This window comes from Bradyrhizobium yuanmingense, assembly GCF_025200905.1.
Classification (GTDB): domain Bacteria; phylum Pseudomonadota; class Alphaproteobacteria; order Rhizobiales; family Xanthobacteraceae; genus Bradyrhizobium; species Bradyrhizobium yuanmingense.
Window position 1 is genome coordinate 142,204 of record NZ_CP104173.1, and the last position, 15,512, is coordinate 157,715.

Genomic DNA, 15,512 nt, shown 5'->3' on the forward strand with positions numbered 1-15,512 from the left:
GGTTCTTGCAGCGATCGCGAGAGTCGACCGGAGATTTCGATGACCAGGTTCCTTCGCGTGTTTTGTCTATATGCGTCCTTCTGGATCGCCGCTGCAACACAAGTCCAGGCACAAGACTGGCCGGCGCGACTGATCAAGGCGACCATTCCGTTCGGTCCGGGCAGCGCGGCGGACGTGGTGCCGCGGCTGGTGTTCGAGCATCTCTCCGCCGAACTCGGTCAGCCGATCGTGATCGAAAACCGCGCCGGCGGCGGCGGTGTGGTCGGTTCGGCGGCGGTCGCGAAGTCCGATCCCGATGGTTACAGCCTGCTCGCCCAGTCGTCGGCGCTGACCATTGCGCCCCTGATGTTCCCGAATGCGAGCTTCGACCCCAGCCGCGATCTCGCCTCGGTGTTCATGATCGGATCCGGTGCCAATGTGATGATCGTGCCGAAGGAGCGCCCTTGGAGAACCATCCAGGACTTCATCGCCGCTGCCAAGGCAAAGCCCGGTTCGATCTCGTTCGGCTCGGTCGGCATCGGCAGCGCCGTGCACATCTCGAGCGAGAAGTTCCGCTACGCCGCCGGCATCGAGGCTATTCATGTGCCGTATCGCGCCGGCCCGGAAGTGATCGCCGACATTCTCGGTGGGCGCATCGATCTGTATTTCTGCCCGCTGGCGACCGCGTTGCCGCTGATCCGCGAGGGCCAAGTGCGCGCGCTGGTGGTCTCGACACCGAAGCGCGTTGCCGAGCTGCCCGATGTGCCGACGCCGGCCGAGATCGGCTTGAAGGACGCCGACAGCGAGATCTGGTTCGGCGTGTTCGTGCCGGCGAAGACCCCGCGCGAGGTCGTCGACAAGCTGCACGCGGCCGCCGAGAAAGTCCTGGCCACGCCGGCGACGCAGGTGAGCCTGACAAAGCTCGGGCTCGAACCGAGGCCGATGAAGCCCGCCGAGATGGACGACCTCGTCAAGCGCGAGCTGGCGGCCAATCAGGAGCTGATCAAGGCCGCCGGCATCAAGCCGTAGGGGCGGGTTACGCCCGCATTCCTCCATCGTCCCGGACAAGCGAAGCGCGGATCCGGGACAACAATAGGGAGACATGTTCGCCGCGGCATCTCCAGCGCAATGCATGCCGCTGCTGGTCGCCATGCTGCCCGTGCGGCTGGCAATTCGCCTCCCACCCACTAAACTTCATGCAATCGCTTCCATTTCTCCAGCCCCGGACCCTCGCATGAGCGCCCTGTTTTCTCCGATCAAGCTGCGCGGACTGACGTTGAAGAACCGCCTCGTGGTGTCGCCGATGTGCCAATATTCGGCCGATGACGGCGTCGCCACCGACTGGCACTTCACCCACATCAACAATCTCAGCCTGTCGGGCGCGGCGATGTTCTGCATCGAGGCGACGCATGTCGAGGCGATCGGCCGTATCACGCCGGGCTGCCTCGGGCTCTACAGCGACGCCTGCGAGGCCGCGCTGAAGCCGATCCTGCATTCGGTGCGCAAGCATTCCTCCACCGCGATCGCGATGCAACTCGCCCATGCCGGCCGCAAGGCCTCGAGCGCGCGCCCCTGGGACGGCGGCCAATTGATTCCGGAAGGGCAGGGCGGCTGGCAGACGGTCGGGCCGTCGGCGGTGCCGCACAAGGAGGGCGAGGCCGCCCCGCTGGCGCTGGATGCGGCAGGCCTGAAGCGCATCCGCGAGGCCTTCGTCCATTCGACCGAGCGCGCCGCGCGGCTCGGTATCGACGCCATCGAGGTCCATGGCGCGCATGGTTATCTCTTGCATCAATTCCTGTCGCCGATCTCCAACAAGCGCACCGACGAATATGGCGGCAGCCTCGCGAACCGCATGCGCTTTCCGCTGGAGGTGTTCGACGCGGTGCGCGCCGCGTTCCCCGCCGACAAGCCGGTCGGCATGCGGGTGTCGTCGACCGATTGGGTCGAGGGCGGCTGGGATCTGGCACAGACCATCGAATTCGCGAACGCACTCAAGGCGCGTGGCGTCGACTGGATCGATGCATCCTCCGGCGGCGTCTCGCCGCTGCAGAAAATCCCGCTCGGCCCCGGCTATCAGGTGCAGTTTGCAGAGGCGATCAAGCGCGAGACCGGCCTGCCCACCATCGCCGTCGGCCTGATCACCGAGTCGAAGCACGCGGAGGAGATCGTCGCGTCGGGCAAGGCCGACATGGTCGCGCTCGCCCGCGGCCTGCTCTACGATCCGCGCTGGGGTTGGCACGCCGCCGCCGAGCTCGGCGGCGTGGTCGAGGCGCCGCCGCAATACTGGCGCTCGCAGCCGTCCACGCAAAAGGCGCTGTTCGGCAAGACCACGTTCGGGGCGAGGTGAGAGCGAGTGGGGTGCGCGCGCTGCCACCCCTCACGCATCCGTAAACCTCCTCACCTTCCATGCCCCCCAAAACTGGCCTAACCTCTCCATACTCAACGCCTCGCGGAGGCTGGCCATGCGCTTTCGTTTTCGTAAAACTGCCCATGTGTTCGAGCGCGTTGGCCTTGCCATGGCGGGGGCCGCGTGCGGATTGTTCGTCGGCGCCTATGTCGGCTCGGCGATCCCCACCCTCACCACGCAGGGCTTCCTGCTGCTGATGATGCTGCTCGGCGGCATCGGCTTCTATCTCGGCATCGACACGCCGCAGATGCCTTTCGACGATGCGCACAGCCAAATTGACGCCGCCGAGCTCATGAGCGCCGCCGGCACGCTCTCCGCCACGCTCACCGCCTTTGCCTCGGTCGCCGTGATCGTGCTCCGGCTCGATCCGCACATGGCCTGGACCTGGCTCGTCTTGGTCGGCTGGATGGCCGGCGTCGCCATGCAGATCGTCGCCGGCGCCAAGGCCAGGCTGCGTAAGTAGCTCTCTTTGTCAGGATGGGCCCGCCTGAAGCGGGCGTCTCGAAGGACAGCCGCCGGGAAAAGCTCGCAATTCCGAGTGCCCGTCGTTCACGGCAGGGTTCGGCTTGCCGCAACTGCCTTGCCCGGCACCGTCTCTCTCTCTGTCAACCCGTCATCCGGTCAGGGCGCCGTTCGGAGCATTGCGCGCGCATTGGTCTTGAAGAGTTCATCTTTGCAACACATCTTGTGGCGCCCGCAGGTAGAGGCGTACCCTGCATCTTCTGCGGCTTTGATGCGAGGACCTGGGGATGAGCGGACCGGACGGAAGCAGGCAGTTGATCAAAAAGCACGATTTCGTTCAGGTCAGCGCAATCGCCGGGCTTCTCGCCGCCGCGTTCGCCCTGTCCGGCTGCGACAAGCCGGCATCGCAGGCTGCGGCTCCGCCGGCGCCGGCAGTGACGGTCGCCCAGCCGGTCAAGCGCACGGTCACCGATTGGGACGAGTTCACCGGCCGCTTCGAGGCGGTGGAGGAGGTCCAGGTGCGGCCGCGGGTCGGCGGCTTCGTCAACTCGGTCGAATTCCAGGACGGCGCCATCGTGCGTCAGGGTGATCTGCTCTACGTGATCGATCCGCGCCCGTTCGAGGCGGTGGCCACTCAGGCGGAGGGCCAGCTGTCAGACGCACGGGCGCGAGTGGAGCTCGCCAAGCGCGAGCTCGACCGTGGTCTCAGCCTCGTGCAGACCAGCGCGGTCTCCGAACAGGTCGTCGATCAGCGCCGCCAGGCCTTGCAGGCTGCGCACGCCGCCGAGATGCAGGCCGAGGGCGCGCTGAAGGCCGCCAAGCTCAACATCGAGTTCACGCATGTGGCAGCGCCCTTGACCGGCCGCGTCAGCCGCCATCTCGTCAGCCCCGGCAATCTCGTGCAGGGCAGCGACACCGGCACCTCGACGCTGCTGACTTCGATCGTCGCGCTCGATCCGATCTACATCTATTTCGACATGGATGAGGCGACGTTCATCAAATACAGCAAATTGTGGTTCGAAGGACGGCGGCCAAGTTCGCGCGATACCGCGAACCCGGTGCAAGTGACGCTGGCCGGCGAGACCAAGCCGTCGCGCGAGGGCACCGTCAATTTCCTCGACAATCGGCTGGACGTCTCGACCGGCACGCTGCGCAGCCGCGCGGTGGTGAAGAACACGGATCTCTCGATCCTGCCAGGCCAGTTCGGCCGCGTCCGCCTGATCGGCAGCGCGCCTTACGAGGCGCTGCTGATTCCAGACGTTGCTGTTGCGACCGACCAGTCCCGCAAGATCGTGTTCGTGGTCAAGGCGGATGACACGGTCGAGGCACGTCCCGTGGTGCTCGGTCCGCTCGACGACGGCCTGCGTGTGATCCGTGAAGGGCTGAAGCCGGACGATCGCGTCATCGTCAACGGCATCCAGCGCGCCCGCGTCGGCGCCAAGGTCGCTCCCCAGACCGCGCAAGCGCCGGCCGGTGGCAAGTCATGAATCTTGGCCGCCTCTCCATCAACCAGCCCATTTTGGCGATGGTGCTGTCGATCGTGCTCCTGATCGTCGGTGCACTCGCCTACACCACGCTGCCGGTCTCCGAATATCCGCAAGTGGTGCCGCCGACCGTCGTCGTCACGACGCAATATCCCGGCGCCTCCGCCCAGACCGTGTCCGACACGGTCGCAGCTCCCATCGAGCAGGAGATCAACGGTGTCGAGGACATGCTGTATCTCTACAGCCAGGCGACCTCGAACGGCCAGCTCACCATCACCGTCACCTTCAAGCTCGGCACCGATCTCGACAAGGCCCAGGTGCTGGTGCAGAATCGCGTCGCCATCGCGCAGCCGCGCCTTCCAGAGGAAGTGCAGCGCAACGGCGTCACCACCCGCAAGAACTCGCCCGACATCCTGATGGTCGTGTTCATGCTGTCGCCGGACGACACGTTCGACCAGCTTTACATCTCCAATTATGCGCTGCTCCAGGTCCGCGACCAGCTCTTGCGCATCGACGGCGTCGGCGACATCCAGATCTTCGGCGCCCGCGACTATTCGATGCGGCTGTGGCTCGATCCCGACAGAATCGCCAATCTCGGCCTGACCTCGGCCGAGGTGCTCGCGGCCATCCGCGCCCAGAACGTGCAGATCGCGGGCGGCCAGATCGCCGAGCCGCCGATCGCCGATCGCGCCTTCCAGCCCAACCTCACCTTCACCGGACGTTTGAAGGACCAGAAGCAGTTCGAGGATATCCTGATCAAGGCCGGCCCTGACGGCCGCACGGTGCGGCTGCGCGACGTCGCCCGCATCGAGCTCGGGGCGCTGGCTTACAGCACCAACAGCTTTCTGCTGCGCAAGTCGGCGGTCGCGATGCTGGTGACGCAGCGGCCGGGCTCGAACGCGCTCGCGACCGCAAAGAACATCTCCGACACCATGACGAGGCTCAAGGAGAGCTTTCCCAGGGGGCTCGACTTCAATATCGGCTACAACCCGACCGAGTTCATCGCCCAGTCGGTCCACGAGCTGATCAAGACCATCTACGAGGCCATGCTGCTCGTGGTCGTCGTCGTGCTGGTGTTCCTGCAGGGATGGCGGCCCGCGATCATTCCGATCATCGCGATTCCGGTCTCGCTGGTCGGCACGTTCGCGGTGATGGCGGCGCTCGGCTTCTCCATCAACAATCTCACCCTGTTCGGGCTCGTCCTCGCGGTCGGCATCGTGGTCGACGACGCCATCGTCGTGGTCGAGAATGTCGAGCGCCATCTCGAACACGGCCTCAGTCGTCGCGATGCCGCGCTGAAGACGATGGAGGAGGTCGGCGGCGCACTGGTCTCGATCGCCCTGGTGCTATGCGCGGTATTCGTCCCGACCGCGTTCCTCGGCGGCATCTCCGGGCAGTTCTTCCAGCAATTCGCCGTCACCATCGCCGTTGCGACGGCGATCTCCTGCTTCTGCTCGCTGACGCTCTCGCCCGCGCTGGCCTCGCAGATCCTCACGCCACACGAAGAAAAGCGGCCGCCGGCCGCCTGGAACATCATCGCGCGCGGCTGGAATGCGTTCACCGGCGTGTTCAATCGCGTGTTCGACCGGCTGGCGCATGGCTATGCCGGCCTCGCCAATTTCGCGATTCGCCATTCGGTGGTGATGCTGCTGATCTACGTCGTGCTGATCGGCGGCGCCGGCTGGTTGATCGTGACCACGCCGCAGGGCTTCATCCCGGCGCAGGATCGCGGCTACGTCATCATATCCGTGCAATTGCCGGGCGCGGCGTCGCTGGCGCGCACCACCGAGGTCGTGCGCGAGATCGAGCGGATCTCGCTGGATACGCCGGGCATCGTTCGAGTCGCCGCCTTTGCCGGTTTCTCCGGCGCCACCCGCACGCAGGCCGGCAATGCGGCGGCGCTGTTCCCGGTGTTCGACGAGCCCGAGGCGCGGCTGAAGAAGGGCCTGTCCGCGAATGCCATCACGGCCGAGCTGCGCAAGCGCCTGTCCGCGATCCAGGGCGCTTTCATCATCGTGATTCCGCCGCCGGCCGTGCCCGGCATCGGCACCGGCGGCGGCTTTGCCATCCGCATCCAGGACCGCCAGGGCCGCGGGCCTGAAATGCTCGCAGCCGCCACCGACGAGCTTGTCGCCGCCGCGCGCAAATCGACGTCGCTGCTCGCCCCCTCGGTGTTCTCGCCGTTCACGGCCAACACGCCGCAGCTCTTCGTCGACATCGACCGCACCAAGGCGCAGAAGCTGGGCGTGCCCATCTCCAACATCAACGAGACGATCCAGACCTATTTCGGGTCGACCTATGTCAACGACTTCAACCTGTTCGGCCGCACCTACCACGTCACCGCGCAGGCCGACTTCCCGTTCCGGAAAGAACCGAGCGACCTTGCGCGCCTGCGCACGCGCAACGCTTCCGGCGACATGGTGATGCTCGGCAGCGTGGTCGAGTTCAAGGACGTCTCGGGACCCGACCGCGTCGCGCGCTACAATCTCTATGCGGCGTCCGAACTCCAGGGCGAGCCGGCGCCGGGCACGAGCTCGACCACCGCGCTCAACGCCATCAAGCAGCTCGCGAACGATACTTTACCGAGCGGCTTCACCTTCGAATGGACCGACCTGTCCTATCAGCAGGTCACCGGCGGCAATGCCGGTCTCTACGTATTTCCGATCTGCGTGCTGTTCGTCTATCTCGTCCTCGCCGCGCAATATGGCAGCTGGACGCTGCCGTTCGCGGTGATTCTGATCGTGCCGATGTGCCTGCTCGCCGCCACCATCGGCGTTCGCGTCATGGGCCAGGACGTCAACATTCTGACCCAGATTGGCTTCGTCGTGCTGGTGGGACTGGCGGCGAAGAACGCGATCCTAATCGTCGAATTCGCGCGCGATATCGAGAACGAAGGCAAGCCGCGGCTGGAGGCCGTCATCGATGCCTGCCGCCTGCGCTTGCGGCCGATCCTGATGACCTCGTTCGCGTTCATCCTCGGCGTCTTGCCGCTGGTGATCTCGACCGGCTCTGGCTCGGAGATGCGCCAGGCCGTCGGCGTCGCCGTGTTCTTCGGCATGATCGGCGTCACCCTGTTCGGCCTTCTGTTCACACCGATCTTCTACGTCGTGGTGCGGAACCTGGCGGAAGGGCGGCGCGACAAGAAGCCGGAGGCGATGGCCTGACGTCTCTCTCGATGGCCAAAGACTCCGCCACATCCTCCGCTGTCATCCTCGCGAACGCGGGGATCCATAACCACAGGGAGGAGTTTAGCGCGACAGCGGCGAGTCTTCGCCAAACACCATCCTGTGGTTATGGGTCCCGGGCTCGCGCTGCGCACGCCCCGGGACGACGGTGGAGAATGTGGCACGCAGAATCCCATACTAACGACCAACATGAAATGGATGGGCGCGCGCGGGGTTCTTCACTACTATCCGCGCGATTTCACAGAAGAATGCCGGGAGTTAACATATGAAATCAGCACTTTGGGCCGCAGCGGCCTCGGCCCTCTTGATTGCGGTTCCCGCCTCCGCGCAAGGCGTCAAGATCGGCATCCTCAACGACCAGTCCGGCGTCTATGCCGATTACGGCGGCAAATGGTCGGTCGAAGCGGCCAAGATGGCGATCGAGGATTTCGGCGGCGAAGTACTCGGCCAGAAGATCGAGCTCGTCACTGCAGACCACCAGAACAAGCCTGACCTCGCAAGCTCGATCGCGCGGCGCTGGTATGACGTCGAGAACGTCGACATGATCACGGAGCTGACGACCTCCTCGGTCGCGCTCGCGATCCACGAACTCTCCAAGGAAAAGAAGAAGATCGACATCGTCGTCGGCGCCGCGACATCGCGCCTCACCGGCGATGCCTGCCAGCCCTACGGCTTCCACTGGGCCTACGACACCCGCGCGCTCGGCGTCGGCACCGGCGGCGCGCTGACCAAAGCCGGCGGCGACACCTGGTTCTTCCTCACCGCGGACTACGCCTTCGGCTACGCGCTGGAGAAGGACACCAGCGAGATCGTCACCGCCAATGGCGGCAAGGTGCTCGGCTCGGTGCGCGTTCCGCTCAATTCGTCGGACTTCTCCTCCTTCCTGCTGCAGGCGCAGAGCTCGAAGGCGAAGATCGTCGGCCTCGCCAACGCCGGCCTCGACACCACCAATTCGATCAAGCAGGCGTCCGAGTTCGGCATCGTCGCGAGTGGCCAGAAGCTCGCGGGCCTCCTGATGACGCTTGCCGAGGTGAACGGCCTCGGCTTGCAGGCCGCGCAAGGCCTGGTGCTGACCGAAGGTTATTACTGGGATCTCAACGACAGGACGCGCAATCTCGGCGAGCGCTTCCTCAAGCGCACCGGGCGGATGCCGAGCATGATCCACGCCGGTACCTATTCGGCGACGCTGAGCTATCTCAAGGCCGTCAAGGCTGCCGGCACCAAGGATCCGGATGCCGTCGCCAAGAAGCTGAAGGAGCTGCCGGTCGACGACGACTTCGCGCAAGGCGGCAAGGTGCTCGAGAATGGCCGCATGATCCACGACATGTATCTGTTCGAGGTCAAGAAGCCCTCGGAATCGAAGAAGCCCTGGGATTATTACAAGCTGCTCGCCACCGTCCCCGGCGACAAGGCCTTCTTCACCGCCAAGGAGAGCGGCTGTCCGCTGACGAAGTAGGGAAGTGGTACAGCGAGCGCCACACCCTCGCTGTCGTCCCGGACAAGCGCGCCTCAAGCGCGCGCCGATCATGGACCCATAACCACAGGCACGCGTGGTTACGGGGACTCGGAGTGATCAGCTCGCATCACGACATATTCCTGTGGTTATGGGTCTCGGATCGGCGCTTACGCTTGTCCGGGACGACAGCGGAATGTGTGGCGACGGATTGCCTCACACCAACCGCAGCACCACCGCCCCGAGCGCCCCGACCCACAGCGCCATTGCCGCGAGCGCCTGGATCGCAAAGCCGGTGCCGCGCTTGGCCACGGCTTGCGAATAGCCGATGAAATAGACGATCCGGCCGATGATCCAGATCACGCCAATCGCCGCCGCGATGGCGTCGCTGATATAGATCGCGAACAGCCAAAGGGCTGGCAGGACGATCGGCATCCATTCCAACGTGTTCATCTGGATGCGGAAGGCCCGTTCGAAATCCGGATGCCCCGACATCGCAGGTACCTTGACGCCGGTCTTGGTGCGCGAGCGGGAGACGTTGATGGAGGTGAAGAAATAAAACGCGATCGCCAGCAGCGTGACGAGGGCGGTGAGATGATACATCGTCGGTTCCTTCATAGAAATCGCGCCTCAATAGCCGGTCAGCTCGAGATAGCCAATGCCGTCATGTGTGCCGGCAAAGCTGATCGGCCCTTCCCAGTACGAGAAGCCGGTCCCCATCCAGGCGTTCGGATTGAGCGGCTTGCAGAGGATCGAGAATGATCGCGCGGGGATCGCGATCTGCCATTGCACCGGCAACTTGCGTCCCGCAATCTCAGCCGTCGCCTTCGGCATCATCTGGATGTCGCTGCCTGCAATCATCTGCGTCTCGCCGGCCGCGCTGATCCAATTGCCGAACGGATAATTTCTGCCGTCCTTCTGCCGCAGCCGGTACAGCATCAGCTTGTCTCCGGATGACAGATGCAGCGACAGCCAGTCCCAGCCGGTCTGGTCGGCGTCGAGCGGCTGGCTGCTCCATTCCCGGTCCATCCAGGCCTGGCCCGAGACATCGACCGGCTTGTCGTCGATGCTGAGCGTACCGCGCGCGCGGTAGAACGGCTGACTGTAGTAGTACGAGGCCTGCCCACGCTCCGACTTGCGGCTGAAGCCGCGATCGCCCTGCAGCACGACCGGCCGGTCGGCCTCGAGCGTCAGTGCGTAGCTGAAATCGGCGCCAGCTGCCTTCAGCGACAGCGGCGCCAAAGCGCGGTCATCGGTGCGGTCAAAACTCTTCATCTCCCAATCGTCAATCCAGGCATCGAACGGTTTTGCCGTCACGCCGGCTTGCCCGACGCCACCCCGTGAAAACGTTTCAGAGAAGCGGTGAGTGTCGGCGCGCGTCACCGCAGCATGCGCCATCCACACCTGTTGATTGGCCCAGCCCTCGCCTTGCGGACCTGGCTGCGCCGCCTGGCGGAACAGCGTCCATTGCAGGCCGCACGCCGCGCCGCGCGCGTCGACGAGGTTTGCCGTGAGATACCACCACTCGATACGAAACTGCGGATGCGGTCCGTGATCTTCGGGGAAGGTGAATGTCTTTCCCGGCGTTACCTTTGTAAACCCATCGGCGGTCTCGGCGAGTCCGGCATAGCCCTGCGCGCCGGCGCGGCGCGGGAGGGCGAGGGCGACGATGCCACCCGCGAAGGCGCGCCGCGTGATGGCTTCAGCGCTCATTGGCAAACACCTTGACGAGATTCGCCGGCTGCATCCGCGCCAGCCGCACCATCGGGAGCAGCGCCGCAAGCAGCGAGGCGAAGAGCGCCACCGCGACCAGCTCCACCAGATGCAACGGAAAGACGTGGAACGGCAGCCGCCAGCCGAAAGCTTTCACGTTCACGATTGCAATCAGGCACCACGCGACCAGCAGTCCGAGCGGCACGGCCAGCAGTGCCGTGAACAGCGCGACCGAGAGCGTCTTGGTCAGCTCGATTGTGGCAAGGCGTGGCCGGGTCAGGCCGATCGCCCACAGCGGCGCAAGCTGCGGCAGTCGGGAGTTCGCCAGGGTCAGCAGGCTCGTGAGCAATGCGATTCCGGCGACGCCGAGCGTGAAGGCGTTCAGCGCCGACGTCACCGCGAAGGTGCGGTTGAAGATGCGGATCGATTCCGCCTTCACCGTCGCCTGGTCGGCGATTCTGCGGTCGTCGAGGCCGAACTGCTTCTGCAAAGCCGCAATCAGGCCGGGGATATTCTCTCTCGCGACGATCAGGCCGATCCGCGTCTGCGGCGTCTGCGGAAACTGCCGGATCAATGCGGCGACGTTCACAGTGAGCTGCCCCTTGGGGTTGCCGTAATCGGCATAGATGCCGACGATGTCGAGCTCCCAGGTCCCGCCCGGCGCCGGCACCTCGACGACGTCGCCGATCTGCACGTTCAGCCGCCGGCTCAACTGCTCGCTGATAAAGGCGGCATTGCCCGGCACCAGCCGCGTCCAGGCCCGCGGCGCCGTGTCCAGCAGCGGCCAGCGTTCGCGATAGAGCGCGTGATCGGGCAGACCGAGCAACTCGACCGGCTGGCCCTGAACCTGCGCCTCCGCGCGCCCGCCGGGGAGGATCGCCTGAACATCGCTGCGATCCTTCAGCCAGTTGCGGATCGCCGTACCTTGCGCATTGTCGGAGGCGCTGATGTAGACGTCGGCCGCAAGGCGCCCGTCGAGCCAGCCGATGAAGGTGCGGCTGAAGGTCTCCACCATGGTGGAGACCCCGACGTTGACGGCAAGCGCGAGCAAAAGCGCCATCAGCGCCAGCGACAATCCGGAGAGCTGCTGCCGGCTGTCCGCCCAGAACCACAGCACGAGCGGGCCTCGCGCGAAGCGCTGGCCTACGAGCAGGATGATGTCGAGGAAGGCCGGCAGGATCAGTGCCGCACCGAACATCAGCGCGGCCAGCACGCCGAACCCTGCGATGAGTGATTGCCCGTAGTGGAGCAGCAGCAGCGCGACGGCGAACGCGCCGCAGGCCGCACAGCTCTGCAGGATCAGCCAGCGGCGTTGGCGCTGCTGCCAGGCGCCCGGCTGCGCCGTCGCCAGCACCGGCATCCTGATCGCCTTGATCAGGCTGGTCGCCGCCGCCACAAGCGCACCCGCCACGCTGATCCCGATGCCGGCGAGCCACCATTCGGGCCGCAGGCTGAGCTGCCCAGGGATCTGCGCGCCATAGAGTCCGCGCAGCGAGGCCGCGACATCGGGCAGCAGGGCGGCTGCGATGAAATAGCCGCACGCGAGCCCGATCAGGCCTGCGACCAGCGCCAGCGCCACCAGCTCGACCACCAGCACCGTATTGACTAGCCGCGCCGAGGCGCCACAGGCCCGCAAAGTGCGCAGCATTGGCAGCCGCTGCTCGAACGCAAGGCCGACGGCCGAATTGACGATGAACAGGCCGACGAAGAACGACAGCAGGCCGAAGGCGGTGAGGTTGAGATGAAAACTGTCGGTGAGACGCTCGAGCTCCGTCTCCGCATTGGGCTCGACTCGCTCTAACTGCTCGCCGACCACGCTCGCGAGCGGTGCGGGCTTGCCCCTCGGCTTGCCGATCAGCAGCCGCGAGACCTGGTCGGGCTTGCTCAGCAGCCGCTGTGCCACGCCGATATCGACCACGAGCACATCGGGTGCGAGCTGCGGCTGGACCCGCAGCGGCGGCAGCCTTGCGCCGCTGCTGATCGCCGGGGCCGTGCCCTCTGCTTGCTGCAAGCCCCTCAGCGTCTCCCGGGCCACCAACGTCTGGCCGGGCGGAGCAACGAAGCTGCTGAGATCCGTGGCACCCAGGCGTGGCGCGTTGCCGACATCGACCGGCAGCGTGACCGGCTCGATGCCGAGCAGCCGCACCGAATGCCCGTTGATCTTGACGCGTCCCTCCAGCACCGGCGACACCGGCCAGCCGGCGCGGCGGAGCTTTATGAACAGCTCCTGCGGGAAAGTCGCCGCGTTGGGAGCGACTAGCATCGCGGTGCGCACGCCGCCGAACGTCGCTGCAGCGCGGTCATAGGCATTGCGGGCCTGCTGATTGATGGCCTGCACCCCGCTCCACAGCGCGGTCGCCGCAATCAGGCCAATCAGGAGCGTCGCGAACTGCATCTTGTGGCGCCGCCAATGGCTGAGCAGCACGGCGAGAACCCAGAGCGCGCGCTTCATGAAATGCGCCCCGCATGCAACGTGAGATGACGGTCGAGCGTGGCGGCGAGATGCAGGCTGTGCGTCACCATCAGGAAGCCGCAGCCGGTGCGCGCGACGAGGTCGCGCGCCAGCGCCAGCACCTCCTCGGCGGTAGCTTCGTCGAGATTGCCGGTCGGCTCGTCCGCCAGCAGCAGCGCGGGCTTTGTCGCCAGCGCCCGGCCGATCGCGACCCGCTGCTGCTGGCCGCCTGATATTTGCTCTGGATACCGTTTGAGCAGGCTGCCGAGTCCGAGGCGCTCGACAAGCTCTTTCGTCCAGGCCGCATCATGCCGGCCGGCGATCCGCGCCTGGAAGGCGAGATTGTCCGCGACGGAGAGGCTCGGGATCAGGTTGAACTGCTGAAAGACCAGGCCAACGCGATTCCGCCGCAAGCTGGCGCGTCCGGCATCCGATAGGGTGGTGACCTCGGCGTCACCCAGCCGGATCGAGCCGCCATCGGCGGCGTCGAGGCCGGCGATCAGGTGCAGCAGGGTGCTCTTGCCGCTGCCGGATTCACCGGTCAGCGCGACGCGCTCGCCAGCCCCGAGGTCGAGGTCGACGCCGCGCAGAACATGGACGGGCTCGCCGGCCGAAGAGAAGGTCTTTGAGAGGTTTCGGATGCTCAGCACGATGATGGCGCCGGACGGAATTAACGGAATTGCTGCCTAGCACACCTGATGCGGAAATGCCGGGGTTGCGTTGGCCCTGAAGCCGCTGTTAGCTTCCAGGATGGCCAAATCAAAAAGGTACCGAAAAGACATACGGGGAGAATGATGAGCGCTCAGGAAATGCCGAATGTGGCGGCTAGGACGACCAAAACGCCAAAGGGCGCCTGGACTGTTACATTTCTCCTCTTTCTCTTCATGGTAGTGAACTTCGCGGACAAGATCGTGGTCGGTCTCGCCGGCGTGCCGATCATGACCGACATGAAGCTCAGCGCCGAGCAGTTCGGCCTGCTCGGGTCCTCGTTCTTCTTCCTGTTCTCGATCTCGGCCATCGTGGTCGGCTTCATCGTCAACAAGGTGCCGACGCGCTGGGTGTTGTTGACGCTGGCGGTGATCTGGGCGGTGTCGCAGTTCCCGATGGTCGGCACAGTCTCCTTCACCACGCTCTTGATCTGCCGAATCGTCTTGGGGGCGGGCGAAGGGCCGGCCTTCTCGGTCGCCGCGCACGCCATCTACAAATGGTTTCCCGACGAGAAGCGCACGCTGCCGACCGCGATCCTGTCACAGGGCTCGGCCTTCGGCGTCATCTTGGCGGTGCCGGCGCTGAACTGGATCATCGTCAACCATTCCTGGCACTACGCCTTCGGCGCGCTCGGGGTCGTCGGCCTGATCTGGGTCGCAGCCTGGCTCGCGCTCGGCAAGGAAGGCCCGCTGGAGGATACCGAGGTCCTGGCCGTCACCGAGCCGAAGATTCCGTACGTGCAGCTGCTGACCTCGCGCACCTTCCTCGGCTGCGTGATCGCGACCTTCGGCGCTTATTGGGCGCTGTCGCTCGGCCTCACCTGGTTCACGCCGTTCATCGTCAAGGGGCTCGGCTTCTCGCAGAGCCAGGCCGGCTTCATCTCGATCCTGCCCTGGGTGTTCGGCGCCACCATCGTTCTCCTCACCGGCTGGATCTCGCAGGTGATGATGGCCCGCGGCTACACCACGCGCGTCTCGCGCGGCGTGCTCGGCTCGGTGCCGCTCATCGTCGGCGGCCTGATCCTCACCGCGATGGCGCATGTCGAGGGCGCCGGCCTGCAGATCGCGCTGCTCGTCCTCGGCTCCGGACTCTGCGGCGCGATCTACGTGGTCTGCCCGCCGATGCTCGGCGAGTTCACGCCGGCCTCGCAGCGCGGTGCAGTGCTCGCGATCTACGGCGCGCTCTACACGCTTTCAGGCATCATCGCGCCGAGCGTGATGGGCACCGTGATCCAGCGCGCCAGCAGCATGCTCGACGGCTACCTGACGGGCTTCACTATCAACGCGGTGGTCATGATCGGCTCCGGCGTCATTGGCCTGCTGCTGTTGTGGCCGAACACGGAGAAAGCCAGGCTGACACGTGGTGCGGCGGCGCAGGGCACGGCGCTGAAGGGCGCAGTGTCGCCGACGTAAGTCGCGGCTCTCTCTTACCCTCCCCTGGAGGGGGAGGCTCGCTGCGCATGTAGCGAAGCGGAATGCGTAGCGGGGTGGGGTGACGGTGTTTCCCATCCGGCAGTGCCCGAGAGGAGAGATCACCCCACCCCGCTCGCGCTGCGCGCGATCGACCACGGGCGAGCTTCGCTCGTCCCGGACCCCTCCAGGGGAGGGTAAGCGGCTGCCTCGTTAGCCTTCGCAGGAACGACAGTTGGATTTGTGTCGATGCCGACGGC

The 15,512-nt window shown here is 65.5% G+C and carries 11 protein-coding genes; 7 read left to right on the plus strand and 4 right to left on the minus strand.

Annotation, left to right across the window (positions count from 1 at the left end; all coding sequences use genetic code 11):
• The first annotated feature begins 39 nt into the window (after positions 1–39).
• From N2605_RS00640 to N2605_RS00665, 6 genes are all read left to right on the plus strand, one after another.
• Positions 40–1,008 carry a Bug family tripartite tricarboxylate transporter substrate binding protein gene (locus tag N2605_RS00640; RefSeq protein ID WP_225145200.1) on the plus strand — a complete coding sequence of 323 codons (969 nt, stop codon included), beginning with the start codon at positions 40–42 and terminating at the stop codon, positions 1,006–1,008.
• A 205-nt stretch (positions 1,009–1,213) separates the two neighbouring features.
• The gene (locus tag N2605_RS00645; RefSeq protein ID WP_225189836.1) at positions 1,214–2,326 is read left to right on the plus strand and encodes an NADH:flavin oxidoreductase/NADH oxidase; all 1,113 of its coding nucleotides are present in this window, start codon (positions 1,214–1,216) and stop codon (positions 2,324–2,326) included.
• Between the two features lie 115 nt (positions 2,327–2,441).
• Entirely contained in the window at positions 2,442–2,849 is a 408-nt protein-coding gene (locus N2605_RS00650) for a hypothetical protein (protein WP_036014633.1), read from the plus strand.
• 286 nt (positions 2,850–3,135) lie between these two features.
• Positions 3,136–4,335, plus strand: a complete 1,200-nt coding sequence (locus N2605_RS00655) for an efflux RND transporter periplasmic adaptor subunit (protein WP_036014630.1) — start codon at positions 3,136–3,138, stop codon at positions 4,333–4,335.
• Positions 4,332–7,496, plus strand: coding sequence for an efflux RND transporter permease subunit (locus N2605_RS00660; protein ID WP_260345547.1), 3,165 nt, complete (start codon positions 4,332–4,334; stop codon positions 7,494–7,496). Before N2605_RS00655 ends, N2605_RS00660 begins: the two co-directional genes overlap by 4 nt.
• 286 nt (positions 7,497–7,782) lie before the next feature.
• On the plus strand, positions 7,783–8,973 hold the full coding sequence (locus tag N2605_RS00665; protein WP_225148483.1) for an ABC transporter substrate-binding protein: 1,191 nt from the start codon (positions 7,783–7,785) through the stop codon (positions 8,971–8,973).
• A gap of 213 nt (positions 8,974–9,186) precedes the next feature.
• Here the strand turns inward: N2605_RS00665 and N2605_RS00670 are convergent, their stop codons facing one another.
• The 4 genes from N2605_RS00670 to N2605_RS00685 are packed head-to-tail and all read right to left on the minus strand — an operon-like array spanning position 9,187 to position 13,785.
• Positions 9,187–9,573 carry an MAPEG family protein gene (locus tag N2605_RS00670; RefSeq protein ID WP_057027794.1) on the minus strand — a complete coding sequence of 129 codons (387 nt, stop codon included), beginning with the start codon at positions 9,571–9,573 and terminating at the stop codon, positions 9,187–9,189.
• 27 nt (positions 9,574–9,600) lie between these two features.
• On the minus strand, positions 9,601–10,683 hold the full coding sequence (locus N2605_RS00675) for a lipocalin-like domain-containing protein (RefSeq protein WP_260345548.1): 1,083 nt from the start codon (positions 10,681–10,683) through the stop codon (positions 9,601–9,603).
• Positions 10,673–13,135 carry an FtsX-like permease family protein gene (locus tag N2605_RS00680; protein WP_260345549.1) on the minus strand — a complete coding sequence of 821 codons (2,463 nt, stop codon included), beginning with the start codon at positions 13,133–13,135 and terminating at the stop codon, positions 10,673–10,675. Before N2605_RS00680 ends, N2605_RS00675 begins: the two co-directional genes overlap by 11 nt.
• On the minus strand, positions 13,132–13,785 hold the full coding sequence (locus N2605_RS00685) for an ABC transporter ATP-binding protein (RefSeq protein WP_036014611.1): 654 nt from the start codon (positions 13,783–13,785) through the stop codon (positions 13,132–13,134). The genes N2605_RS00680 and N2605_RS00685 overlap by 4 nt, the downstream gene beginning before the upstream one ends.
• A 144-nt stretch (positions 13,786–13,929) precedes the next feature.
• On the opposite strand from N2605_RS00685, the gene N2605_RS00690 reads away from it, so the two are divergent.
• Complete coding sequence (locus N2605_RS00690; protein ID WP_260345550.1) at positions 13,930–15,255, plus strand: MFS transporter; 1,326 nt, start codon at positions 13,930–13,932, stop codon at positions 15,253–15,255.
• Positions 15,256–15,512: the final 257 nt, after the last annotated feature.

Bases quoted from the DNA above. Each gene is read 5' to 3' on its own strand.
- N2605_RS00645 (WP_225189836.1), top strand. From the start codon at position 1,214: ATGAGCGCCCTGTTTTCTCCGATCAAGCTGCGCGGACTGACGTTGAAG.
- N2605_RS00660 (WP_260345547.1), top strand. From the start codon at position 4,332: ATGAATCTTGGCCGCCTCTCCATCAACCAGCCCATTTTGGCGATGGTG.
- N2605_RS00675 (WP_260345548.1), bottom strand. From the start codon at position 10,683: ATGAGCGCTGAAGCCATCACGCGGCGCGCCTTCGCGGGTGGCATCGTC.
- N2605_RS00680 (WP_260345549.1), bottom strand. From the start codon at position 13,135: ATGAAGCGCGCGCTCTGGGTTCTCGCCGTGCTGCTCAGCCATTGGCGG.
- N2605_RS00690 (WP_260345550.1), top strand. From the start codon at position 13,930: ATGAGCGCTCAGGAAATGCCGAATGTGGCGGCTAGGACGACCAAAACG.
- N2605_RS00665 (WP_225148483.1), top strand. From the start codon at position 7,783: ATGAAATCAGCACTTTGGGCCGCAGCGGCCTCGGCCCTCTTGATTGCG.
- N2605_RS00655 (WP_036014630.1), top strand. From the start codon at position 3,136: ATGAGCGGACCGGACGGAAGCAGGCAGTTGATCAAAAAGCACGATTTC.
- N2605_RS00670 (WP_057027794.1), bottom strand. From the start codon at position 9,573: ATGTATCATCTCACCGCCCTCGTCACGCTGCTGGCGATCGCGTTTTAT.
- N2605_RS00650 (WP_036014633.1), top strand. From the start codon at position 2,442: ATGCGCTTTCGTTTTCGTAAAACTGCCCATGTGTTCGAGCGCGTTGGC.
- N2605_RS00640 (WP_225145200.1), top strand. From the start codon at position 40: ATGACCAGGTTCCTTCGCGTGTTTTGTCTATATGCGTCCTTCTGGATC.